Annotated in this window: 22 protein-coding genes, 1 tRNA gene and 1 pseudogene; 15 read left to right on the forward strand and 9 right to left on the reverse strand. The window is 67.2% G+C overall.

Going from position 1 to position 22051, the window contains the following annotated elements; genetic code table 11:
- Positions 1-332: 332 nt before the first annotated feature.
- From WS51_RS08235 to WS51_RS08270, 8 genes are all read left to right on the forward strand, one after another.
- Positions 333-2222: a sigma-54-dependent Fis family transcriptional regulator gene (locus tag WS51_RS08235; RefSeq protein WP_059769122.1), complete on the forward strand. Its 1890-nt coding sequence runs from the start codon at positions 333-335 to the stop codon at positions 2220-2222.
- A gap of 105 nt (positions 2223-2327) precedes the next feature.
- Positions 2328-2630 carry a 2Fe-2S iron-sulfur cluster-binding protein gene (locus WS51_RS08240; RefSeq protein WP_059447682.1) on the forward strand — a complete coding sequence of 101 codons (303 nt, stop codon included), beginning with the start codon at positions 2328-2330 and terminating at the stop codon, positions 2628-2630.
- Between the two features lie 56 nt (positions 2631-2686).
- Positions 2687-3181: an SRPBCC family protein gene (locus WS51_RS08245; RefSeq protein ID WP_069228928.1), complete on the forward strand. Its 495-nt coding sequence runs from the start codon at positions 2687-2689 to the stop codon at positions 3179-3181.
- 104 nt (positions 3182-3285) lie between these two features.
- Complete coding sequence (locus tag WS51_RS08250; protein WP_059544249.1) at positions 3286-3666, forward strand: DUF2946 domain-containing protein; 381 nt, start codon at positions 3286-3288, stop codon at positions 3664-3666.
- A 214-nt stretch (positions 3667-3880) separates the two neighbouring features.
- The gene (gene copC, locus WS51_RS08255; protein WP_059447753.1) at positions 3881-4246 is read left to right on the forward strand and encodes a copper homeostasis periplasmic binding protein CopC; all 366 of its coding nucleotides are present in this window, start codon (positions 3881-3883) and stop codon (positions 4244-4246) included.
- Positions 4247-4307: 61 nt separating this feature from the next.
- Positions 4308-4754 (forward strand): copper chaperone PCu(A)C, encoded by a 447-nt coding sequence (locus WS51_RS08260; protein WP_060022555.1) that lies wholly within the window; start codon positions 4308-4310, stop codon positions 4752-4754.
- Between the two features lie 33 nt (positions 4755-4787).
- Positions 4788-4964, forward strand: coding sequence for a hypothetical protein (locus tag WS51_RS32480; RefSeq protein WP_167357967.1), 177 nt, complete (start codon positions 4788-4790; stop codon positions 4962-4964).
- 97 nt (positions 4965-5061) lie between these two features.
- Positions 5062-5691 (forward strand): LysE family translocator, encoded by a 630-nt coding sequence (locus WS51_RS08270; protein ID WP_069228929.1) that lies wholly within the window; start codon positions 5062-5064, stop codon positions 5689-5691.
- Positions 5692-5735: 44 nt separating this feature from the next.
- On the opposite strand, the gene WS51_RS08275 is transcribed toward WS51_RS08270, so the two are convergent.
- Positions 5736-7061: a leucine-rich repeat-containing protein kinase family protein gene (locus WS51_RS08275; protein WP_069228930.1), complete on the reverse strand. Its 1326-nt coding sequence runs from the start codon at positions 7059-7061 to the stop codon at positions 5736-5738.
- A gap of 140 nt (positions 7062-7201) precedes the next feature.
- Between WS51_RS08275 and WS51_RS08280 the strand changes: the two genes are divergently transcribed.
- Together WS51_RS08280 and WS51_RS32835 are read left to right on the forward strand one after the other, a co-directional pair.
- Positions 7202-7286: transfer RNA gene (locus tag WS51_RS08280), tRNA-Leu, on the forward strand.
- Positions 7287-8236: 950 nt separating this feature from the next.
- Positions 8237-9415, forward strand: a pseudogene (locus WS51_RS32835) (ATP-binding response regulator); the annotation flags it as partial.
- A 32-nt stretch (positions 9416-9447) separates the two neighbouring features.
- On the opposite strand, the gene flhC reads toward WS51_RS32835, so the two are convergent.
- Positions 9448-10188 carry a flagellar transcriptional regulator FlhC gene (flhC, locus tag WS51_RS30770; RefSeq protein ID WP_081333552.1) on the reverse strand — a complete coding sequence of 247 codons (741 nt, stop codon included), beginning with the start codon at positions 10186-10188 and terminating at the stop codon, positions 9448-9450.
- Entirely contained in the window at positions 10185-10562 is a 378-nt protein-coding gene (locus WS51_RS08290; RefSeq protein WP_167357968.1) for a flagellar transcriptional regulator FlhD, read from the reverse strand. The genes flhC and WS51_RS08290 overlap by 4 nt, the downstream gene beginning before the upstream one ends.
- Positions 10563-10961: 399 nt before the next feature.
- Here WS51_RS08290 and WS51_RS08295 point away from each other — a divergent pair, with 399 nt between their 5' ends.
- A complete protein-coding gene (locus tag WS51_RS08295; RefSeq protein ID WP_059504105.1) occupies positions 10962-11594 on the forward strand; it encodes a response regulator in 633 nt (210 codons plus the stop codon).
- 130 nt (positions 11595-11724) lie between these two features.
- Here WS51_RS08295 and WS51_RS08300 read toward each other — a convergent pair whose 3' ends face one another.
- On the reverse strand, positions 11725-13044 hold the full coding sequence (locus WS51_RS08300) for a right-handed parallel beta-helix repeat-containing protein (protein ID WP_081333553.1): 1320 nt from the start codon (positions 13042-13044) through the stop codon (positions 11725-11727).
- A gap of 556 nt (positions 13045-13600) precedes the next feature.
- A complete protein-coding gene (locus WS51_RS08305) occupies positions 13601-14485 on the reverse strand; it encodes a LysR family transcriptional regulator (RefSeq protein ID WP_059504107.1) in 885 nt (294 codons plus the stop codon).
- Positions 14486-14561: 76 nt separating this feature from the next.
- On the opposite strand from WS51_RS08305, the gene WS51_RS08310 reads away from it, so the two are divergent.
- Positions 14562-15863, forward strand: coding sequence for an aspartate aminotransferase family protein (locus tag WS51_RS08310; protein ID WP_069228932.1), 1302 nt, complete (start codon positions 14562-14564; stop codon positions 15861-15863).
- 93 nt (positions 15864-15956) lie between these two features.
- On the opposite strand, the gene WS51_RS08315 is transcribed toward WS51_RS08310, so the two are convergent.
- Positions 15957-16706 (reverse strand): SDR family oxidoreductase, encoded by a 750-nt coding sequence (locus tag WS51_RS08315; RefSeq protein WP_069228933.1) that lies wholly within the window; start codon positions 16704-16706, stop codon positions 15957-15959.
- Positions 16707-16747: 41 nt separating this feature from the next.
- Here WS51_RS08315 and WS51_RS08320 point away from each other — a divergent pair, with 41 nt between their 5' ends.
- The 3 genes from WS51_RS08320 to WS51_RS08330 all read left to right on the forward strand — a co-directional run bounded on the left by WS51_RS08320 (position 16748) and on the right by WS51_RS08330 (position 19189).
- Positions 16748-17725, forward strand: a complete 978-nt coding sequence (locus WS51_RS08320; RefSeq protein ID WP_069228934.1) for an AraC family transcriptional regulator — start codon at positions 16748-16750, stop codon at positions 17723-17725.
- Between the two features lie 154 nt (positions 17726-17879).
- Complete coding sequence (locus tag WS51_RS08325) at positions 17880-18737, forward strand: AraC family transcriptional regulator (protein WP_059791357.1); 858 nt, start codon at positions 17880-17882, stop codon at positions 18735-18737.
- Positions 18738-18781: 44 nt separating this feature from the next.
- On the forward strand, positions 18782-19189 hold the full coding sequence (locus WS51_RS08330; RefSeq protein WP_059447696.1) for a DUF2000 family protein: 408 nt from the start codon (positions 18782-18784) through the stop codon (positions 19187-19189).
- A 117-nt stretch (positions 19190-19306) separates the two neighbouring features.
- Here the strand turns inward: WS51_RS08330 and WS51_RS08335 are convergent, their stop codons facing one another.
- Genes WS51_RS08335 through WS51_RS08345 form a run of 3 tightly spaced genes read right to left on the reverse strand, consistent with a single transcriptional unit; the run spans position 19307 to position 22049 of the window.
- Positions 19307-20008 carry an ABC transporter ATP-binding protein gene (locus WS51_RS08335; RefSeq protein WP_069228935.1) on the reverse strand — a complete coding sequence of 234 codons (702 nt, stop codon included), beginning with the start codon at positions 20006-20008 and terminating at the stop codon, positions 19307-19309.
- Complete coding sequence (gene livG / locus WS51_RS08340) at positions 20008-20781, reverse strand: high-affinity branched-chain amino acid ABC transporter ATP-binding protein LivG (protein ID WP_059447698.1); 774 nt, start codon at positions 20779-20781, stop codon at positions 20008-20010. Before livG ends, WS51_RS08335 begins: the two co-directional genes overlap by 1 nt.
- Positions 20778-22049 (reverse strand): high-affinity branched-chain amino acid ABC transporter permease LivM, encoded by a 1272-nt coding sequence (locus WS51_RS08345; protein WP_059447699.1) that lies wholly within the window; start codon positions 22047-22049, stop codon positions 20778-20780. Before WS51_RS08345 ends, livG begins: the two co-directional genes overlap by 4 nt.
- Positions 22050-22051: the final 2 nt, after the last annotated feature.

Here is a 22051-nt window from a genome sequence, read left to right on the forward strand (position 1 = left end):
GCTTAAAAGCAAGGGGTTTTTGTACGCAGTCGCCGAACGCGCGCGGCGCTTGTATGATGAGGCGATATCGACAGCGGCGGCCCGGGTGGTGGATGGTGCGGTGCAAAGGGTGCGATCTCGGCGGCCGGGAAGCATGGGGCCGTAGTTGGCGCTGAAGCGCTAGCTGGGCTGACCGCGAAGCATGGGACCGCAGTAAGCGCTAAAGCGCTAGCTGAGGCCGACCGCGAAGCATGGGACCGCAGTAAGCGCTAAAGCGCTAACTGCGGTCGACCGCGAAGCATGGGACCGCAGTAAGCGCTAAAGCGCTAACTGCGGTCGACAGGAGACAAGACATGCCTCAATCTTTCGTGCTGCCCGCCACCGCGGGCCGCAACGACCTGCTCGCGCAGGCGCATGCCCGTTCGACCGCGGTCGGCCTGCGCGCAAACGAGCGCCCCGATTTCGCGCCGCTGTCGCGGCTCGCGCTGCGCGAACTGCTGGACACGAACCACGCATTGTTCGCGCACGCGCGCCCCGTGATGGAAAACCTCCACGCGCAAATCGCCGACACGCAAAGCCTCGTGCTGCTCACCGACGCCGACGGCGTGATCCTGCACAGCATCGGCGACGCGGACTTCATCGAGAAGGCGAACCGCGTCGCGCTATGCACGGGCGTGTCGTGGGCCGAAGGCGCACGCGGCACCAATGCGATCGGCACCGCGCTCGCTTCGGGCCAGGCGGTGGCCGTGCACGGGTCCGAGCACTTCCTGCGCGCGAACCATATCCTCACCTGCTCGTGCGCACCGATCATCGACCCGTTCGGCCGCACGCTCGGCACGCTCGACGTAAGCGGCGATCCGCGCGGCTTCAGCCCGCATACGCTCGCGCTGGTGCGAATGTCCGCCCAACTGATCGAGAACCACCTGTTCGCGAACCAGTGCGCCGAAGCACTGCGGCTGCGCTTCCACGCCCACGAGGATTGCGTCGACTCGCTGTTCGCCGGGCTCGTCGCGTTCGGCCCCGATGGCGGCCTGATCGCCGCGAACCGAAGCGCGCAATTCCAGCTCGGCGCGACCTTCGATGCATTGCAGCATCGAAGCTGCGATGCGCTGTTCGGCATGCATTTCGGCCAGCTCGCGCAGCAAGCGGCCCGCGCGCCCGGCGCACCGTTTCGCCTCACGCTGTCGACCGGCGTGCGTGTGCTCGCACGCTGCGAATTCGCGGAATCGCACAAGACGGCCGTCGCCGTCACGCCGCCCGCGCCCGCCGTGCGCACGCAGGCGCCCGATCCCGACGCGATCACGTTCGCGACGCTCGACACCGGCGACGCGCGAATGGCTGCCGTGCTCGAGCGCGTCGCGAAGATTCGCGGGCGCGATCTGCCGTTGCTGATCCTCGGCCAGACCGGCACCGGCAAGGAATGGCTCGCGCGTGCGCTTCACCAGGCATCGCCGCGCGCGGACGGCCCGTTCGTCGCGGTCAATTGCGCGGCGCTGCCGGATTCGCTGATCGAAGCGGAATTGTTCGGCTACGAAGACGGCGCGTTCACCGGTGCGCGCAAGCGCGGCAGCCCCGGCAAGATCGTGCAGGCCGACGGCGGCACGCTGTTTCTCGACGAAATCGGCGACATGCCGCTCGCGCAGCAGGTCAGGCTGATGCGCGTGCTGCAGGAGCGCGCGGTGATGCCGCTCGGAGGTGCACGCGCGGTGCCGGTCGACGTGCGGGTGGTCTGCGCGACCCACCGCGACCTGCGCGCGATGATCGCCGAAGGCACGTTCCGCGAAGACCTGTTCTACCGGATCAACGGGCTCGCGGTCACGCTGCCGCCGCTCGCCGCGCGCACCGACCTGCCGGTGCTGGTCGAGCGGATCCTCGCGCGGCTCGGCCGCAGCGAGCCGATGCCGAGCCGCCTCGCGACCGATGTCCTCGACGCATTCATGCGGCACCGCTGGCCCGGCAACCTGCGGCAGATGACCAACGTGCTGCGCACGGCCGGCATGCTCGCAGAAGACGAAGCCGAAATCACGCTCGCGCACCTGCCCGACGATTTCTGGCTCGACTGCGACGACGCGCCCGCGGCGCAGCCCGCGCCGGTCGAAACACGCGAAGCGACGACGCTGCAGAGCCATCAGGCCGCGGTGATCGACGCGGTGCTCGCGCGGCACGGCGGCAACGTGTCGGCCGCCGCGCGCGAGCTCGGGCTCGCGCGCAATACCGTGTACCGCTACCTGCGCCGACACTGACGTCCCGGGCCGGCCGCCCCACGGGCGCCGGCCGCACCGCCTTCGGGTATGCTTGGCGCTTGACCTGCCCCTGTCTTGCCGCCGCGCCGGCACCCGCTTCGCCCCATGACCGATCCCGACCACCCGCCCGTCGTACGCATCGAGCCGCTCGGTGCGACGTTCGACGCCCCCGATTCGCTGACGCTGCTCGAAGCCGCCGCGTTCGCGCACGTCAGGCTGCCGCGCTCGTGCCGCAACGGCACGTGCCGAAGCTGCCTGTGCAGGATCGTGAGCGGCAGCGTACGCTACACGATCGAATGGCCCGGTCTGAGCCGCGAGGAAAAGGCCGACGGCTTTACGCTGCCGTGCGTGGCCGTCGCGACGTCGGACGTCGTGCTCGACGTGCCGGACGCGGTGATGATCGACTGAACGCGGCACCCGCCCGTGCGCCGTCCCGCATCGAGGACGCCTGCCTGGAGAACGCGATGACCGAATCCACCGATCGCATCGAGAAACGAGCGTTGCTCGCCGCGGCGCTCGCGCGCGTCTGGGAAGCCGTCAGCAATGCCGGGGAATTCGGCACCTGGTTCGGCGTGACGTTCGACGGGCCGTTCGTCGCCGGCCGGCCGCTGTTCGGCCGCATCACACCGACGCGCGTCGACGACGACGTCGCCAACGCACAGGAGCCGTATGCCGGCACCGTGTTCGAAATCGTCGTCGACCGCATCGAGCCGAAGCAACGGTTTTCCTTTCGCTGGCACCCGTTCGCCATCGATCCGAGCGTCGATTACGCATCCGAGCCGATGACGCTCGTCACGTTCGCCCTCGCCGAGGCGAACGGCGGCACGCTGCTGACGATCAGCGAAACGGGCTTCGACCAGTTGATCGAAGCGCGCCGCGCGAAGGCGCGCGAGATGAACGATCAAGGGTGGGCCGCGCAGATGACGCTGATCACGAAATATCTCGCGAAGCCCGCGTAAGCGCGTCGCGCGTCATTCCCGATATCCGCGTGCCCGCATGCCGTCGCGGCGGGTGCGTGGCATAATCCGCTCCATCGTCGTTCAACCGCCGCCCCGCGCATCGCATGCTGAGTCGTCGTTTCCGGAAGATCGTCAGTCTGATCGGGATGCTCGCCATCCTGATGACCACGCTCGCGCCGACGATCTCGCAGGCACTGACGACGCAAGACCGCGTCGATTCGCTCCTTGCCGGCTACTGCACGGCCGGGCCGGCGAGCGGCGACCATACCGCCGGCGATGCGTCATCGAAGAGTCTGCAGGCCCATCTGCAGGCGTGCGGCTATTGCAGCCTGCTCGCCCATACGCCGGCCGTGCCCGCGCCCGAACTGACGTTCGCGGCCAACCTCCGCCCGCTTCAGCATCGCGAAGCAACCCGCTTCGAAAGCCTGCGCCGCACGCTGCCGCTTACGGCCGCACAACCGCGCGCCCCGCCGTTCGCGTCCTGATTCGTCGTCACCGCGCGTGATGCCTTCGCGTATCACGCGGTCCGCACGCGCGCCGCGCGTGCAGTGTCACGTTTCGAAGGACGATCTCATGTTCGACCGTATTGCGCGCAGCGTCGCGCCCAGCGTGCGCTCGTGCGCCGCCAGCGATTACGCGCGGACGGCCGCAAGTCGAATGCATCGTTCTCCTTGTCATTTCCAACCGGATCATCTCGTCATGAAAACCACTGCTTTCCTGCGCGGCGCACTCGTCGCACTCGGCTTCGTCGTCGCACAGGCCGCGCACGCACATGCACACCCGAAAAACATGGAACCGGCCGCCGACGCCACGCTGTCGAGTGCGCCGCACGCGGTCACGATCGACTTCAGCGAGACGCTCGAACCCGCATTCAGTTCGATCACCGTCACCGACGGCCATGGACAGTCGGTCGCCGACGGCAAATCCGCCATCGACGCCGGCAACCGGAAGCGGATGCACGTCGCGCTGGCGAACCTCACGCCCGGTACGTACACGGTCGCATGGGTTGCGGTGGCGAGCGACGGGCATCGCACGCAGGGCCGCTACACGTTCACGCTGAAATAACGCACGTAACGCATACGACGCCCGCGCGGCGCTCTTCCCTATCCGATCAGGAACACACTCGATGAAACGCTCGATTCCGACCGCCCTGCTGTTCGCAATGCTGGCGCTGCAGGTGCCCGCCACGTTCGCCGCGTCGGCCGTCCAGGCCGATGCATGCTGGATCCGCACGATGCCGGCGACGGTGCCGTCGTCCGGTTACTTCACGCTGAAGAATGACGGCGACAAGCCCGTGACGCTCACCGGCATCGATACGCCCGCGTTCGGGATGGCGATGATGCACGAGACGCAGACGGCCGGCAGCACCGCGAAAATGGTCCACGTCGACGCGGTCGACGTGCCCGCGCGCGGCACGGTGACGTTCAGGCCGAAGGGCTATCACGTGATGCTGGAGGAACCGCGCCAGCCCGTCGCGCCCGGCGCGAAGGTGCTGCTGCGGCTGCATTTCGCCGACGGCGCGACGGTGTCCGTGTCCTGCGACGCGAAGGCGCCCTCCTACACCGGCCAGTAACGGCCACCTGCGCAACCGCCGAAGGAGATGCAGATGAGCAAGGAACGCATGCCGCTGACCAACCTGATCGTCCGCTACCGGACGCCGCTGAACGTCGCCGTGTTGATCGCCTGCGGGTTGTGGGCCGCATGGATCGCGTGGATGACGCGGCCTTCCGCGATCGATTCGCCATCGTCGATCGCCGCCTACTGCGTGCGTGACGCACGCTGACGCGCCGCACCGGTTCCGGCGGCACGCGGCGCCATTTTGGCGTGGCATCATCGCGTCATCCCGACCGCCGCCGCCGGAACCCTTCTCGGAGCCACGCATGTCCATTCAGACCTGGATGCTGTTCGCCGCAGCCTATCTCGCGACGACGCTGTCGCCGGGCCCCAACGTGCTGCTCGTCATCCGCAACACGGTGCGCTACGGCTCGCGCGGCACCGCCGCGACGATCGCGGGCAACCTCGTCGCGCAAGGCGCGGTGGTCATGCTCGTCGCGCTCGGCGTCGGCGCGGTGCTGGCCGCGATGCCGCCGCTGTTCGTCGCGATGAAGGTCGTCGGCGCCGCGTACCTGATCTTTCTGGGCATCCGGCAACTGCGCGGCGACCGCAACGCACGCTCGCCCGACAGCCGCACCGCGATCGTCGAACCCGATCGCAGGAAGCTGTTCCGCGAAGCGCTGTTCGTGTCGGGCAGCAATCCGAAGACGATGATCTTCCTGTCGGCGTTCATGCCGCAGTTCGTCGCGTACGATCGCCCTGTGGCAATGCAGTTCGTCGTGATGTACGCGACGATCGCATGCACCGTCGTCGTCGTGCACAGCGTCTATTCGTTCGGCGTGCGCCGGCTCCAGCGCGGCATCGGCGCCGGCCCGTGGGTCCGCGCGGCCAAGCGCGCCAGCGGGCTGCTGTTCGTCGGTCTCGGGATCAAGCTGTTGGCCGCGCGGCAGGCGTAGGCGCCGGCACGCGGACGGCCTGCGTCGCGGCGCTGACGGCGCCGTCAGCCCTTCGATACGGCGAGTGCTGCCGCGATCTCGCCGAACGACGGCCGCGCGTCGACATCCTCGTTCAGGCAGGCGGCCGCCAGCGCGTCGAGTGCATGCGAACCTTCCCACGCCTGCGGCTCGCACCGCGCCAGCAACTCGCCGAGCAGATAGCCGAATGCCCTGACTTCCAGCCGTTCGAGCCGCGCGGCGCGCACGCGGTCGTTCACGTCGTAGACCGACGCCGCGCCGAAATCGCCGAGCAGCGCGCCGCCCTTGCCGTCATGCAGGATGTTGTGCGCGTAAAGGTCGCCATGCATGATGCCGCGCGCGTGCAAGTGCGCTGCAACCGACGCGATGCCGAGCGCGATCCGCGATGCGTCGGCCGGCGCGAATCGCGCATCGGCCGCATACACGTCGCGCGTGCAGGACGCGAAGCTCGGCGGCCCGGCCAGGTTCGTCAGCGCCGGATCGACCCGTTCCATCACGAGGCCGTGCGTGCCGTCCGGATGGCCGCGCACCTTGCCGATCACCGGAATCATGTGCGGGTGACGCCCGGCGTGCAGGCAGGCGGCCATTTCGCAATCGGGCAGCCCGTCGCTCGTCACGGCGCCCTTGAACAGCTTGACCGCGACCGTGCGCGGAACCTGCCCCTCTGCCAGCCACTGCGCGCGATAAATGACGCCCGAGGCGCCTTCGCCGAGCTTCTCGTCGCAGGCGAGCGACGTCCAGTCGATGTCCGCGACGCCCGGCTCGGCCGACGCCGCGGCTTCCGGCGCGGCGCCGAACGGATTGCCCGCGGACGCGAGCCACGCGAGGCGCGGCAGGCGCAGCAGCCAGTCCGGCAACGCGTCGAGCCGGTTCGCCGACAGCCGCACCAGTTCGAGCGCACGGCACGCGGCCATGTCGGGCGGCAACGCGCGCAGGCGGTTGCCCGCGAGCATCAGCTTCTGCAGGCGCGCACAGTCGCCGATCGTGGCCGGCAGCTCGTCGATTTCGTTGTCGGTCAGGATCAGCCAGCGCAGCGCGCGCGGCAGCGAACGGGGCGGCACCGTGCGGATCCGGTTCGCCTTGAAGCCGATCATGTCGAGTTCGGCGCACGTGCCGAGCACTTCCGGAAATTCGGTGAAGCGATTGCCGGACGCGAACAGGATGCGAAGGCGTCGCAGCCGCGACAGGTCGTCCGGCAGCGCCGACAGCGCGTTGCCGGACAGGTCGAGCACTTCGAGCGTGTCCGCCAGATCGAAGATCTCGCGCGGAAATTCGGTCAGCCCGCACGCGAGCTTGAGTTGCCGGGCGCCCGCCAGCTGGCCGGCCTGCAGTTGTTCGAGGGTGGTGGTCACGTTGGAAATCGGGTAGCCATGGCGAGGGTCGTCGGACCGATCGCCCGAATTCTACCGGGATCGCTTTCGCGAATTCGTTCGTCGTGTCACGCCCTCTTCACAAACGCGCAATGTAACGCTACAATTGCGCCCCTTGCAGTGCCGACGTGGTGAAATTGGTAGACACGCTATCTTGAGGGGGTAGTGGCGAAAGCCGTGCGAGTTCGAGTCTCGCCGTCGGCACCAGATACGGTTCTTCCGTGTTTCGTGCATGTGCAAAAAACCGCGACAGCGCAACGCTTCGCGGTTTTTTTGTTTCATCGCCTGCGGAGCGATGGCGTTGCCCGCGGCGGACCTCTCCGGAGGGATCTGGCGAACGTACAAATTTGCATGCCGCGCCGGTGCCGGGGCTTTGGATTTTTCCGTGGCCACTCGCCATGTCGAACTCGATCCCCGACGACACCCGATCGAATGTAACGGATTGCGCACGACCGGAACACAATGCGTCCATCGCCGCCGGATTTCACTCGACCTTAAGCGTTAATTTTGCAGTCCATATAATTTTTTCGACTATATAAAAAAGTCGCCTGTTTCGTCGCCCACAGAGACTATGCTTGGTTACGGGAATACGCGTCAGTGCCCGACGCGCCGATACTCCCCGCCAGAACCCGCAGCGATCTCCGGGGACGCCCATGCAGTCGCCAGACCAGATAGCCGCCGAACAGGTCAGGATCGTCTATGACTCCGTGACGCCGTATGTCGTCGGCGGCACGTTGCTTGCCGTTGCCGCGACACTCTCGATCGACCGGCTCGGCCACCCGGATCCGGTGTCCGGTCTCGTGTGGACGATCTACATTACCGCGTGTTCGGCTGGCCAGGTTCTTCTGTCCCGCCTCCATCGTCGATCGCCGACGTCCGTCAGCCACTGGCGGCGCTGGGCTCTGTGGCTGTCGGCCTTCAGCACGGCCGCCGGCATGGGCTGGGGATGGGCATCGATTCATCTCGCGGCGGGCGCGGACTTCGGAATCGCGAGCCTCGTTGTCGTCGCGACGTTCAGCATCGTTGCGGGCGCGATTCCGGTATTCAGTACGTATTTCCCTGCGTTCGTCGCCTTTCTGTTGCCGGCGACCGTGCCGTATATCGGCGCGGCGGTCATGTCGCCGCACGCGGTCCAGCAGGCAACCGCGCCGATGATGATGTTGATCGCCTGCGTGGTCGGTTATCTCGGGTTGCTCGCGAACCGTGCGGCAACGCAAAACATCGGGCTGCGCTTTCGCGCCGAACGGTTCGCCCGCGATTTGCAGGCTCAGAACGAACGCGCCGAGCAACTCGCCGTCGATCTCGGCTGCCAGCGACAAATCGCCGACCAGGCCAATCTTGCCAAATCGCAATTCCTCGCGGCGGCCAGCCACGATCTGCGCCAATCCGCGCATGCGCTGAACCTGTTGATCGGCGCGCTGCACAACATCTCGATGCCGCCGGAAGGGCGACGGCTGGTCGAGCGCATCGAGCGCTCGTCGGATGCGCTGAGCCGGCTCTTCGGCGCGCTGCTCGACCTGTCCCGACTCGACGCCGGCAGCGTCGAAGCGCAGTGCCGGGCGTTCGCGATCGATACCGTGCTCGAGTACGTGTGCAATGACTGCCTGCTCGACGCGCAGGCGAAAGGCATCACGCTGTCGCGCGTGCCGTGCGGTGCCGTGGTTCATTCGGATCCGCTGCTGGTCGAGCGCCTCGTGCGCAATCTCGTGTCCAACGCCGTGCGCTACACGGATCGCGGCAAGGTCGTCGTCGGCTGCCGGCGCCGCGGCACACACCTCGCGATCCAGGTCTGGGACACGGGCTGCGGCATTCCCGATCACCTGCAGAAGCTCGTGTTCCATGAGTATTACCAGGTCGGCAATCCCGAACGCGATCACGAAAAGGGCTTCGGTCTCGGACTCGCGATCGTGCGACGCCTCGCCGACCTGCTCGACTGCCGGCTGGCCGTGCGCTCGACACCCGGACGCGGATCGTGCTTCGAAGTCACGATGGCGCTCGCCGCCGGCACGGCCGCCCCGCTCGATACGCCGATCGTCGGCTACGACGACGTGCCTGGTTCAACGGGGCTCGTGGTGGTGATCGACGGCAATCGCGCAACCCGCACCGGTTTGACGGAACTGCTGGCGACCTGGGGTTACGACACGATCGCGGCACGCTCGGGCAAGGAGGCGCTCGACCGGCTGTCGGCTTGCGCCCGCCGACCCGACCTGCTGATCTGCGATTACCTGCCCCCTCGCGGCGAAAACGGCATCGCCGTGATCGAGCGCGTGCGCGCGGCGCTCGACGCGGTCGTGCCCGCGGTGCTGATCAGCGGCGATACGACCGACGAACAACTGGCGGCGTCGCATGCGCGCGGGCTGGTTCTGCTTCACCGGCCGTTGCCGAACGGCAAGCTGCGCGCGGCGGTCGGCCATCTCGTCGCCGCGCGGACGCAGAGAAGCTCGACGGCCAACACGGACGCGGACGGCGTCGCGCTCTCGCGGCACTGCGCGGAGCTACAGGTCGCGATCGGCTCGTGTGCGATGTGCGCGTTCGAGCCGATCGCGCTTCCGGTACAGGGCTGCGGTTTCGTGCATCCGGTGCGCTTGCCGGCCCGCGCGGGCGGACGGCAAGCGACGCAGACGCGGTTGGGCCGCAGATCGTGGCGATGCGTCACGAATGCGGCGTTGCATCGAATGCAACGTGCCGTCGACAGCACGCCGCCGTCGACGAAACGAATCAGCAGCCACGCCCGCGTCAGGTCGAGCAACGGCTCGCAGTGTGCCGCGTCGCATCGCGTCGCATACCATTCATATGCCTTCACGAGCGCATCGAGCCGCGCGCACTTCGCGTCGCTGCGCAGGAACCGGTAGGCGTTATGGAACAGCGATGCATGGACGTTGGCCTTCCATGTCATGTACCAGTCGCTGGAGAACGGCAGCAGGCCTTTCGGCGGCGCGACGCCCCGCACCTCGCGATACAGTCGAACCAGACGCTCGTGCGGCAGCGACAGTTCGATTTCGAGCATCTGCGGACGCGCGCCGAGCCGAATCAGTGTCGCGGCCTGCAGCACGTGCTTCGCATCGTCGGCAAGCCTCGCGGCATGCGTCGGCCGAGGGCCGCCGCTCATGGCACGTCCTGGTCGAAGGCCCCGAGACTGGACAGCGCCATCGCGACATGAAGCGGCGTGGCGTCGCCCGGCGGCTCGGATCGCGCGAGCGCCGCGACCGTGTCGTATCGGCTCAGGCGCAGGACGCAAAGCAACTGTCCCGACGACGACAGGTTCATCATCGATCGTATCGTCAGGCTTTCCAGCGCGCCGGCCAATTCCGGCGTGGCGCCGAGGCGAAACATGCCGGTCGCGCGATCCTTCTGCAACAGCCGCTGCGCGAGCCACAGATACGACAGGTTCAGGTCGCGAATTGACTCTTCTTCATTGATAGTTCCCATATTGCACCTTGATTGATATCGAATCAGGCCGATGGAGACGTCTCGCAAATTCATGCAAAGGAACCTGCCCTGTTTCACGGGGTAAATCACCTGTCTCGACATCAATTGATGATTTTCAGAAAACAATCGATTGAAATAAACAGTATGCCCCGTATTGGCACGCTCGGTTATTTTTATCGTATAGTCTGCACCCGGGTTAGATCGCACCCCGAAAACTCCCGGCGTCGGCGACTCGCCCGGGCCATGCTGTCGTGACCTCCGTCATGCTAGTTGTGCGGCCCGCCGCACCGAAGGCCGCGACGATTCAGTATTGACCCCAGCTTTGCGGATGTAAATCCGACGTTAGCCCGTGACGAAACAGAATCCCATACGACTAAAGTATTAAGACTTTTCGAAAGAACCGGGTTCTCCAAAATCAGAAGAGTTCCGCCTCCCGACTTCGCTTTTATTTACATGAAAATACTCATTGTCGATGATCATCCGGTTCTGCGAGATGGCGTGGCGACGTTGTTGCGCCAGGATCATTGCGGGATGGTCGACATTCAGGCGAGCAACGCCGACGATGCGATGCGGCTGCTCGAGCAGCACTCCGATCTCGACGTCATCGTGCTGGATCTGAAGATGAGCGGCATGGACGGTTTCGCGGCGATTGCGGCGATCGCGCAGGTCCGGCCCGAGCTGCCGATCATCGTGCTGTCTTCGTCCGAGGATCCGCACGACGTGCGCGCCGCCTTCACGCACGGCGCGCTCGGCTACATTCCCAAATCCGCGACCGCGCACACGCTGTTGTCGGCCATCAAGATGGTCATGAACGGCGAGCATTACGTGCCGCCGCTGCTGCTCGAAGCGCAGTCGGCACATCGCGATCCGCCGCCCGCACACGAACCCGACGGCCCGCGCCTGACGCTGCGCCAGCTCGACGTGCTGCGCCTGATCGCCGAAGGCGTGCCGAACAAGCTCATCGCCGACCGGCTCGGCCTGTCGGAGAAGACCGTGAAGGCGCACATCACGGCGATCTTCAAGGCGCTTCACGTGCGCAATCGCACCCAGGCCGCCGCAGCGGGCCAGCGCCTGGGGCTCCTCTGACCTGCGTCGTCGCGACGCATGCGATGCGGGCGCGGTCGCCGGCGACGCGACATGAATCGACCGGCGTACATGCGCCGAAACCGGCGCGCGCGGGCCGCGCGCGGTGCGCCGGTTCGTCGGGCTCGCGATATCATCGCGCCGCGCCGGATGCCGACGCGGCACCGCCCGGCAACTGCATCAGGCCGGTTCGCACTTGCGGCATCGCCGTCGTCACCGCGCCGCTCGCCGGAATCGTTCCGGAAGGCGATGCGCCGACCGGCTGAACCAGGGCGACGCCGTCCATCGTATTGCCGCTGACGACGATCTGGCTCGCCGTGCAGCCACGCGACAGCAGTGAAACCGGTGTGCCGGCGATCGACGCGAACGTGTTGTCGGAGACCTGGAACCCGCACACGTTGCCGACCGCCCGGAACCCCGCGTAGCCCGATCCCGAGACGCGATTGCGCGTCACCTTGACGTACGACACCGTACCCGACCACGTGTCCAGTTCGAGCGCGCCCTGCTGCGTCGGCTGCAACCCGTTGCTGACGTTCTGATTCTGGATGTTGGTCACCACGTTGTTGTCGATGACGACGTTCGACACGCCATAGGTGCGCCAGCTGTCCTCCTGAGCGACGAGAATGCCGGCCGCCTTCTGCACGCCGTCGACCGTGTTGTTCGAGATCGTCACCGCCTGGCCGCCCACGACGGAAATGCCGCGCCCCCAGTAATTCCCGGACACGGTGTTGTGGTCGATCAGCACGTTGTTGCTGATGCGACCGTCGCCCAGATAGCTGACGACGGCGATCAGGTCGTCACCGGTACCCGTGACCGTATTGCCCTGCACGAGCACGTTGGTCGATCCGTAGGTCGAGTGGATGCCGTCGGCCAGCGTGGCCCGCACGGTATTGCCGACGATCGCGACCTTGCTGCCGCCGAATACGAAGATCCCCGCGCTCGCGCCGCCCTGGATCGTCACGCCGAGCACCTGGACGTCGGTGCCCGTCACTTCGACCTTGGTCGATTCGGGCGTGGTGAGCCGCGTCGTACCGGTGCCGTTCAACGTCACGCCGACCAACGTCGAGCCGGTACCGCTCATCACGATCGTCTGGTCGGACGGATTGGTCGCGACAAGCGTCGCGCCGTAGCCCGACACCACGACGCCCGAACCCACCACCGACAGCGAGCGGCTGACGGTATAGCGTCCCGGCGCGAGTATCAGCGTTTGTCCCGCCTGCAGCGTGTTGAGCGCGGCCTGCAACGCATCGGTCTGGTCGCTGCCGTCGCTTGCCGGCCTGATCGTGACGGGCGCCGGCACGGTGCTCGCCACCGGTCGCGATCGCGCATGTGCGATGCGCCATGGCGCGGCGTAGCCGGCAAGCGTCGCCGCGCGAACCTGAACCTGGAAGCTGGCAGCCCAGCATGCGAATGCGACCACCCCGGCGCTGATGATACGAAATGACCTGGTCATGATGACCTCCTCGATAGACGTGCGTCCGACGCAGCGCGATGCGACGGCACCCGGTCGCGACGCGTCGACGGTCGACCGGCGAGCCGGCACGACACGTGTCGAACATCGGAGCAGAACGATTTCGTGCGGAAGCAGTCGGGCAGCGCCTCGTTTCAGGCGAGTGCCCGCTCGTCTGCCGAAACGGACGGGCCGCTCCCCCGAGAGCGGCTCGACGTCGACGGTGCCGGCAGCATGCGACCGTCGAGCGAGATGGCGAAGCCCTTGCAAGAGCGATTCGGGCCGGGCGGCTTCGTGTCCGGGCCCATACGATGATTTCGCTCGATTGGAAGTCTATTTCGCCGTCGGCACGCGTAAATCGGACATAAGCCCCGCGACGTCGCGGGACAGGTCGCGAGCCCCGGTCGCATCCGCGATATGGACCGGCTTACGACTGCATGTGGCCGTAGCGGGACACCACACCTCGAACGTGGATGCGTTCAAGCGACGAGCCTCGCGTCGATAATTCGGATTACCGATTAACTATGACGCGCGAACGCACACGCCCCCGCGCCGTGCGTCAAAGCAACGGCAGCATGAGCCGAATATGCTCCGCGAACGCCGCCGTCAGATGCGAAGGCCGCTTCCGATCGAATCGCAGCGTGATACCGACCGCCGGCAGCGGCGGCAGCCCCCGGTCCGCGGCAAGGATCGCCAGATCCGCCGGCACCGCCGTTTGCGTCATCACCGCGAATGCCTGCCCGGAGCGCACGAGCGCGATGAGTCCGGCGAGACTGCTGCTCGCGTACGCGACGCGATAGTCGCGCCGTGCGCGCGTCAACGCGTCGCGAGCCGCGATGTGATCGAGCGTATCCGGATCGGACAGCGCAAGTGGTAACGGCTCGAACTGCGCGGCATCGAGCCCCGGATAGCCGATCCAGACCAGTTGCTCCCGGCGGATGAAATCGCCGCCCGAAGTGTCGTCCGGCACGGAAATCATCGCCAGGTCGACCGCCCGCTTGTCGAGATGCTCGAGCAACCGCGGCGTCGGTCCGCACACGACCTCGACGATCGCCTGCGGATGCTGCATCGAGAACTGCCGCAACAGCGAAGGCAGGAACACGGCCGCGTAATCGTCCGGACAGCCGAACCGGATCGTGCCCGACAATCCCGTGCCGCACAGGTCGGCCATCGCCTCGTCGTGCCGGCGCAGGATGCGCTGCGCATGCACGAGCAGCCGCTCGCCGGGATGCGTCAGCACCACGCCGCGGCCGGTGCGCTGGAACAGCGGCTGGTCGACGCTTTCCTCGAGCCGCCGCATCTGCTGGCTCAGCGCGGACTGCGTGCGGCCGACGCGCGCCGCCGCGCGGCTGAGCGAGCGCATCTCGGCGATGACGACGAACGAGCGCAACAGGTCGATTTCGAGCGAACGTCCCAAGGTATTAGCTCCTTTTCTACCTTGCATAAGAACTATTCGTTTCCATAAGACCAGACCGGCGCCTAGACTGCAAGCGATCGCCGCCCTTGTCCGGAGAAGCCCGATGTCCCTGAACGACGACGCAAGCTTCTGGCACAACGCCAGGCAGCACCTGATCCGCTACGGCGGCACGTTCGAGCCGATGATCGTCGAGCGCGCGCAAGGCAGTTTCGTCTACGACGCCGACGGCCGCGCGATCCTCGACTTCACGTCGGGGCAAATGAGCGCGGTGCTCGGGCACTGCCATCCGGAGATCGTCTCCGTCATCGGCGAATACGCGGGCAAGCTCGATCATCTGTTCAGCGGGATGCTGTCGCGTCCTGTCGTCGATCTCGCGACGCGCCTTGCCGACATCACGCCGCCCGGGCTCGATCGCGCGCTGCTGCTGAGCACCGGCGCGGAATCGAACGAAGCGGCGATCAGGATGGCGAAACTTGTCACCGGCAAGTACGAGATCGTCGGTTTCGCGCAGTCGTGGCACGGGATGACCGGCGCGGCGGCATCCGCCACGTACAGCGCCGGCCGCAAGGGCGTCGGTCCGGCCGCGGTCGGCTCGTTCGCGATTCCGGCACCGTTTTCGTATCGGCCGCGCTTCGAGCACGACGGCAGCTACGACCCGCTCGCCGAACTCGACTACGCATTCGACCTGATCGATCGCCAGTCGAGCGGCAGCCTCGCCGCGTTCATCGCGGAGCCGATCCTCAGCTCGGGCGGCATCATCGAACTGCCGGAAGGCTACATGGCGGCGCTCAAGCGCAAGTGCGACGAGCGCGGGATGCTGCTGATCCTCGACGAGGCGCAAACCGGTGTCGGACGCACCGGCACGATGTTCGCGTGCCAGCGCGACGGCGTGACGCCCGACATCCTCACGCTGTCGAAGACGCTCGGCGCGGGGCTGCCGCTCGCGGCCGTCGTCACGTCCGCGCGGATCGAGGAGCGCGCGCACGAACTCGGCTACCTGTTCTATACGACGCACGTGTCGGATCCGCTGCCGGCCGCGGTCGGCCTGCGCGTGCTCGACGTGGTGCAGCGCGACGGCCTCGTCGAGCGGGCGAACGTGATGGGCGCGCGGCTCCGGCGCGGGCTGCTCGATCTGATGGAGCGCTTCGAGTGCATCGGCGACGTGCGCGGACGCGGATTGCTGCTCGGTGTCGAGATCGTCAAGGATCGGCGGACGAAGGAGCCGGCCGACGGGCTCGGCGCGAAGATCACGCGCGAATGCATGAACCTCGGCCTCAGCATGAATATCGTGCAGTTGCCGGGCATGGGCGGCGTGTTCCGGATCGCGCCGCCGCTCACCGTCAGCGAAGCGGAGATCGATCTCGGGCTGTCGTTGCTGGAACAGGCGATCGGGCGCGTGCTGTAACGGCGCTCGGCAACGCGCCTCGCTGCGTCACGCGCGCCGTCGCGCCGATTCGACCGGCCCGCGCGACGAAGCGCGGCCCGGGTCCCCCGCCGCTCAGTGCGCGTCGGCGGCCCACGCTTCGGCGTCGGCGCCGGCCGGGATGCGCAGCGGGCTCGACGGATCGGTCGCCGCACGCCACACGGCGTCGGCAACGTCCTGCGCATGGGTAGTCGGCGCGGACGCATCGAGCATGCGCGCGACGGCCCGCCGGACAAACTCCGCATATGCTTCGTGCTCGAAGCCCAGCATGTTTGCGCGCGCGTTGTCGGCGAAACGCGTGTCGGGCGCGCGCCCGGGCAACACCAGATGCACACGCACACCGAACGGTTCGAGTTCGCCGGCCATCGATTCGGTATACGCGTTGACCGCCGCCTTGCTCGCGCGGTATGCGCTGACCAGCGGCAACGCCTTCAGCGTAACGCTCGACGTGACGTTCACGACCACGCCGGCCCCGCGCTGCCGAAACTGCGGCAGCACCGCCTGCGTGACGGCCATCGTGCCGAACGTGTTGGTCTCGAACAGTGCGCGCACCGTGTCGACCGGCGTCAGCTCCGCCGGCGCGGCCGCCCCGATGCCCGCGTTGTTCACGAGTACGTCGATCGGTCCGGCGGCGTCGATCGCGGCACGGATGCTATCCGGCTTCGTCACGTCGAGCGCCAGCACGCGCAGACGTTCCGACGGCGGCAGCACGTCCTCGCGCGGCGTGCGCATCGTCGCGACGACCTGCCAGTCGCGGGCCAGGAAATGGCGCGCGATCTCGAGGCCGAAGCCGGAGGAACAGCCGGTGATCAGTACGGTTTTCATGCGAACTCCCGTGATGTGTTGAGCATGTGTGCGTACGATAGATGGCCGAACCCGTATTCGCTACAATCGAAAGTCCGCTTTTCTTTTGCAACAGTCCGGCGATGATCGACCCGCTTACCGAAGTCGTGACGCTGCTGAAACCGGGCGCACGGCACTCCAAGTTCGTTCACGGCGCGAGCCCCTGGGCGATCAGCCGCACGGTCGCGGGCGAGCCGTTCTATTGCGCGATCCTCGACGGCGGGTGCCGGGTCGCGATCGACGGGCACGCACCGATCGAGCTGCAGCCTGGCGATTTCGTGCTGATTCCGGCGGCCTACGGCGTCGCGATGTCGAGCCTCGAACCGCCGCCGCCCGGCGTCGAAACCGCGCCGCCGGTCGCGCTCGACAACGGCGAATACCGGATCGGCGACGCCCGCAACCCGATCGACATGCGGATGATGGCCGGCAACTGCAGCTTCGCTTCGCCCGACGCCGCGCTGCTGGTGTCGCTGCTGCCGCAATGCGTGCACGTGCGCGGCGAACCGCGACTCACCACGCTCGTGCAGCTCGTGCGGGACGAATCTCGCGCGCAGCGGCCCGCGCGCGAAATCGTGCTGTCGCGCCTCGTGGAAGTGCTGCTGATCGAGGCCCTGCGATTTTCGACCGGCACGGACGCATCGCCCGGCCTCGTGCGCGGGCTCGCCGACAGCCGCCTCGCGGCCGCGATCCGCGGCATGCACGCGCGCCCCGCGCACCCGTGGACGGTCGCCGAGCTCGCGAAAGAGGCGGCGCTCTCGCGCTCGACCTTCTTCGAGCGTTTCAGCCGCGCGGTTGGCGTCGCGCCGATGGAATACCTGCTCACGTGGCGAATGGCGCTCGCCAAAAACCTGCTCCGCCGCAATGACGCACGCATCGCCGAAATCGCCGGGCGCGTCGGCTACAGTTCCGCCAGCACCTTCAGCGTCGCGTTCGCGCGGCATATCGGCCGGCCGCCCGCGCAATACGCGCGCGATGAACGGACGACGGCACTCGACGAATGAACCGGGTGCACTGGCCACCGCGGGCACCACGCGGCCCATCGGCCATGCGCCCCCGCTTTTGCCCGCGGCATCGCGCGATCGCCGGCCGCGCGGCCAGCGAGCCGCACGCGGCTTGCGTACACTACGGCGCAGACGACGACCCGCGAGGCAAGCCATGACGACAACGACTCACGGTGCGGTCGAGCCCGGCAACTGGCTCGACGCGCAGCGCGATCCGGAAACGGGGATCGAGAGCCTGCGCGCGCATTTCAGCGGCCACGCGTACGATCCGCACGATCACGACGACATGCTGATCGGTTTTACGGAACAAGGCGTGCAGCGCTTTCAGTGCCACCGGTCGCTGCATACGAGCGTGCCGGGCCGCGCGATCCTCATCGAGCCGGGCGCGCTGCACGACGGCCATGCGCCCGACGAAGGCGGCTTTACCTACGGGATGCTGTACCTGCCGCTACCGTGGGTCGAACAGGCCGCGCGCCGGCTGGGCCTGCCGGGCCTCGGCAGTGTCGAAGCTTCCTTCGGCCATACGCTCGTCGACGACCGCGACCTCGTCCACGCGATCCGGCAGGCCTTTCTCGCGATTCATGGCAATGAGGGCCGGCTTGCGCGCGATCAGACGCTCGACCGCCTGCTGACGCGGCTCGGCGGTGAGCTGCGTGCCCCGCTCGCGACGCACGAGCTTGCCGTACCGCCCGCGATCGCGCGCGTACGCGACCTGCTTCACGCGCATATGGATGGCAACCTCGGGCTCGACGAACTCGCGGCGCACGCCGGCATCGACCGCTTCCGGCTGACGCGACTGTTCCAGCGCGCGTTCGGCACGTCGCCGCACGCATACCTGGTGCGCTTGCGCCTGCGCGCCGCGCGCCGGCTGCTGGCAGCCGGCCGCACACCCGCGCAAGCTGCGGCGGACGTCGGTTTCGCCGACCAGAGCCACCTGGGCCGCTGGTTCCGTCGCGCGTACCGGATGACGCCGGCCGCGTACCGGCGGATGTGCACAAACGTTCCAGACTGATTGCGCGCGTCGCCCGATCATGAGCGCTTCAACGAGGAGCACTCATGTTCGATACGAAAGTGGCATTGATCGTGCGCGACGATCTCGCGACGTGGCAGAAACTCAATGTGGTCGCGTTTCTCGCGACGGGCATCGCTTCCGGCGCGCCGGAAGCGCTCGGCGAGCCTTACGAGGATGCGGCCGGGAATCGCTACGGGCGCATGTTCGGCCAGCCGATGCTGGTGTTCGCGGCCGACCTGGACGGCCTGCAGGCCGCGCATCGGCATGCACTATCGCGCGAAGTCAGGATCGTGCCGTACGTGCGCGCGATGTTCTCGACGGGGCACGACGCGGCCAATCGCGAAGTGTTTCGCGCCGAGGATCCGGCAAATCCGGATCTGGTCGGCCTGGCGCTGCACGGACCGAAGAAAGCCGTGGACAAGGCGGTGAAGGGATTGACGCTGCACGCGTGAGCGCGGCGGGCGGAGGATTCGACGGGTGTCGATTCGGCTTCGATCGAAACCGAATCGACGATGGATTTTCCCCGGACGGCGCGCCGCCGGTCCGCTCCGGACCGGCGGCGCGTGAAATCAACCGCCGAGATACGCCTGCTTGATCCGGTCGTTCGCGAGCAGGTTCGCGCCCGTATCGGCAAGCACCACGCGCCCCGTTTCGAGCACGTAGCCGCGATCGGCCACACCCAGCGCCTTGTTCGCGTTCTGCTCGACGAGGAACACCGTGACGCCCTCGTCGCGAATCGTGCGGATGATGTCGAAGATCTGCGCGATCACGAGCGGCGCGAGACCGAGCGTCGGCTCGTCGAGCAACAGCAGGCGCGGCTTGCTCATCAGCGCACGGCCGATCGCCAGCATCTGCTGCTCGCCGCCCGACATCGTGCCGGCCCGCTGCGTCGCGCGCTCCTTCACGCGCGGAAACAGCTTGAACACGTGCTCGATGCCGTCGTCGATCTCGTGACGGCTCGCGAAGAACCCGCCCATCTTCAGGTTCTCGAGCACCGTCAGGCTCGGGAATACGCGCCGCCCCTCCGGCGAGATCGCCATCCCCTGCCGCATGATCTGGTGCGTCGACATCGCGGTGATGTCGGTGCCCTCGAACAGCACGCGGCCCGACGATGCGCGCGGCGTGCCGCACACCGTCATCATCAGCGTCGTCTTGCCGGCACCGTTGCTGCCGATCAGCGTGACGATCTCGCCCTTGTTCACCTCGATCGACACGCCCGCGAGCGCCTCGACGGCGCCGTAGTGCGTATGGACCTGTTCCAGCTTCAGCATCACTCTTCCCCCAGATACGCCTTGATCACGCGCGGGTCGTTGCGGACCGCTTCCGGCGTGCCGATCACGATCGGCCGGCCGTGCTCCATCACGAGGATGCGGTCGGACACGCCCATCACGAGGCTCATGTCGTGCTCGATCAGCAGCACCGATACGCCGAACTCGCGGCGCAGCTTGTCGATCAGGTGCTGCAGCTCGATCTTTTCCTGCGGGTTGAGGCCGGCCGCCGGCTCGTCCAGCATCAGCAGGCGCGGCTCGGTGATCATGCAGCGCGCGATCTCCAGGCGCCGCTGGTGCCCGTACGACAGCGTGCCCGCCGGCCGGTTCGCAACCGACGTCAAGCCCATCCGTTCGAGCCATACGGCCGCGCGTTCGAGTGCTTCCTTCTCCGCGCGACGATACGCGGGGGTCGCGAACAGGCCGTGCAGCATCCCCGACTTCACCTTGCGATGCTGCGCGACGAGCAGGTTCTCGACGACCGTCAGCGACTTGAACAGGCGGATGTTCTGGAACGTGCGCACGAGGCCCTTCAACGCGATCTTGTGGCTCGGCAGCCCGGCGATCGCGTGACCGTCGAGCACGACGTCGCCGCCGGTCGGCTTGTAGAAGCCGCCGACGCAGTTGAACACCGTGGTCTTGCCCGCGCCGTTCGGCCCGATGATCGCGAACACCTCGTTGCGGCGCACGTCGAAATCGATGCCGTCCACCGCGAGCAACCCGCCGAAGCGCATCTGCAGCCCGGCGACCTTCAACAATTCTGCATTCGCGCTCATTGCGGCAGCTCCACGTGAGGACGGCTCGCGGGCAACAGGCCCTGCGGACGCCACATCATCATCAACACCATCACCAGGCCGAAGATCAGCATCCGGTACTCGGCGAAGCCGCGCGCGACTTCCGGCAGCACGGTCAGCAGGATCGCAGCGAGAATCACGCCGAGCTGCGAGCCCATCCCGCCGAGCACGACGATCGCGAGGATCAGCGCCGATTCGATGAAGGTGAACGATTCAGGATTCACGAGGCCCTGACGCGCCGCGAAGAATGCGCCGCCGATGCCCGCGAACGCCGCGCCGAGCGTGAACGCCGACAGCTTGATGCGCGTCGGGTTCAGCCCCAGCGAACGGCATGCGATCTCGTCGTCGCGCAGCGCTTCCCATGCACGGCCCATCGGCATGCGGATCAGGCGGCTCGTCACGAACAGCGTGAAGCCGACCAGCACCAGCGCGATCAGGTACAGGAAGATCACCATGTGCTCGCCGCTGTATTCCAGCCCGATCAGTTCATGGAACGTCTTCGCGCCCTCGACGCTCGCCGAGCGCGCCATCTCGAAGCCGAACACCGTCGGCTTCGGAATGCTCGAGATGCCGTCCGGGCCGCCGGTGAGGCTCGTCAGGTTGTTCGCGAGCAGGCGAATGATTTCGCCGAAGCCGAGCGTGACGATCGCGAGATAGTCGCCGCGCAGCCGCAGCACCGGGAAACCGAGCAGGAAGCCGAACGTCGCCGACGCGATCGCCGCGATCGGCAGACACTCCCAGAACGACAGCCCGAAATACTGGTTCAGCATCGCGTAGGTGTAGCCGCCGACCGCGTAGAACCCGACATAGCCGAGATCGAGCAGCCCCGCGAAACCGACCACGATGTTCAGCCCGAGGCCGAGGATCACGTAGATCAGCGCGAGCGTCGCGACGTCGACGGCACCGCGCGAACCGAAGAACGGCCACACGAGCCCGACCGCGAGCAGCACCCAGATGATCGCGCGCTGCTGCTGCGCGCCCATCGCGGGCATCGCCGGCAGCTTGACCGCGGATTTCGCGCGCACGAGCCACGGCTTGAACAACTGGAACAGGAACACGGCCGCGACCGCGATCCACACCGGGCGCCAGTGCGGCGTCAGCACGACCTGATAGCCGTCGAGCTTCAGTTGCAGGCCGAGCACCGGGATCGTGAGAATCGCCGTGAGCAGCGCGGCGGCCGCGGCATTCTTCAGCGCCTGGCCGATCGACGCGTCGGCGGCCGGACGGCGAACGGAAATGACTTGACTCATCT

This window comes from Burkholderia territorii (assembly GCF_001718335.1).
GTDB lineage: Bacteria > Pseudomonadota > Gammaproteobacteria > Burkholderiales > Burkholderiaceae > Burkholderia > Burkholderia territorii.

Bases quoted from the DNA above. Each gene is read 5' to 3' on its own strand.
- WS51_RS08235 (WP_059769122.1), top strand. From the start codon at position 333: ATGCCTCAATCTTTCGTGCTGCCCGCCACCGCGGGCCGCAACGACCTG.
- WS51_RS08240 (WP_059447682.1), top strand. From the start codon at position 2,328: ATGACCGATCCCGACCACCCGCCCGTCGTACGCATCGAGCCGCTCGGT.
- WS51_RS08245 (WP_069228928.1), top strand. From the start codon at position 2,687: ATGACCGAATCCACCGATCGCATCGAGAAACGAGCGTTGCTCGCCGCG.
- WS51_RS08250 (WP_059544249.1), top strand. From the start codon at position 3,286: ATGCTGAGTCGTCGTTTCCGGAAGATCGTCAGTCTGATCGGGATGCTC.
- copC (WP_059447753.1), top strand. From the start codon at position 3,881: ATGAAAACCACTGCTTTCCTGCGCGGCGCACTCGTCGCACTCGGCTTC.
- WS51_RS08260 (WP_060022555.1), top strand. From the start codon at position 4,308: ATGAAACGCTCGATTCCGACCGCCCTGCTGTTCGCAATGCTGGCGCTG.
- WS51_RS32480 (WP_167357967.1), top strand. From the start codon at position 4,788: ATGAGCAAGGAACGCATGCCGCTGACCAACCTGATCGTCCGCTACCGG.
- WS51_RS08270 (WP_069228929.1), top strand. From the start codon at position 5,062: ATGTCCATTCAGACCTGGATGCTGTTCGCCGCAGCCTATCTCGCGACG.
- flhC (WP_081333552.1), bottom strand. From the start codon at position 10,188: ATGAGCGGCGGCCCTCGGCCGACGCATGCCGCGAGGCTTGCCGACGAT.
- WS51_RS08290 (WP_167357968.1), bottom strand. From the start codon at position 10,562: ATGAATTTGCGAGACGTCTCCATCGGCCTGATTCGATATCAATCAAGG.
- WS51_RS08295 (WP_059504105.1), top strand. From the start codon at position 10,962: ATGAAAATACTCATTGTCGATGATCATCCGGTTCTGCGAGATGGCGTG.
- WS51_RS08300 (WP_081333553.1), bottom strand. From the start codon at position 13,044: ATGACCAGGTCATTTCGTATCATCAGCGCCGGGGTGGTCGCATTCGCA.
- WS51_RS08305 (WP_059504107.1), bottom strand. From the start codon at position 14,485: ATGCAAGGTAGAAAAGGAGCTAATACCTTGGGACGTTCGCTCGAAATC.
- WS51_RS08310 (WP_069228932.1), top strand. From the start codon at position 14,562: ATGTCCCTGAACGACGACGCAAGCTTCTGGCACAACGCCAGGCAGCAC.
- WS51_RS08315 (WP_069228933.1), bottom strand. From the start codon at position 16,706: ATGAAAACCGTACTGATCACCGGCTGTTCCTCCGGCTTCGGCCTCGAG.
- WS51_RS08320 (WP_069228934.1), top strand. From the start codon at position 16,748: ATGGCCGAACCCGTATTCGCTACAATCGAAAGTCCGCTTTTCTTTTGC.
- WS51_RS08325 (WP_059791357.1), top strand. From the start codon at position 17,880: ATGACGACAACGACTCACGGTGCGGTCGAGCCCGGCAACTGGCTCGAC.
- WS51_RS08330 (WP_059447696.1), top strand. From the start codon at position 18,782: ATGTTCGATACGAAAGTGGCATTGATCGTGCGCGACGATCTCGCGACG.
- WS51_RS08335 (WP_069228935.1), bottom strand. From the start codon at position 20,008: ATGCTGAAGCTGGAACAGGTCCATACGCACTACGGCGCCGTCGAGGCG.
- livG (WP_059447698.1), bottom strand. From the start codon at position 20,781: ATGAGCGCGAATGCAGAATTGTTGAAGGTCGCCGGGCTGCAGATGCGC.
- WS51_RS08345 (WP_059447699.1), bottom strand. From the start codon at position 22,049: ATGAGTCAAGTCATTTCCGTTCGCCGTCCGGCCGCCGACGCGTCGATC.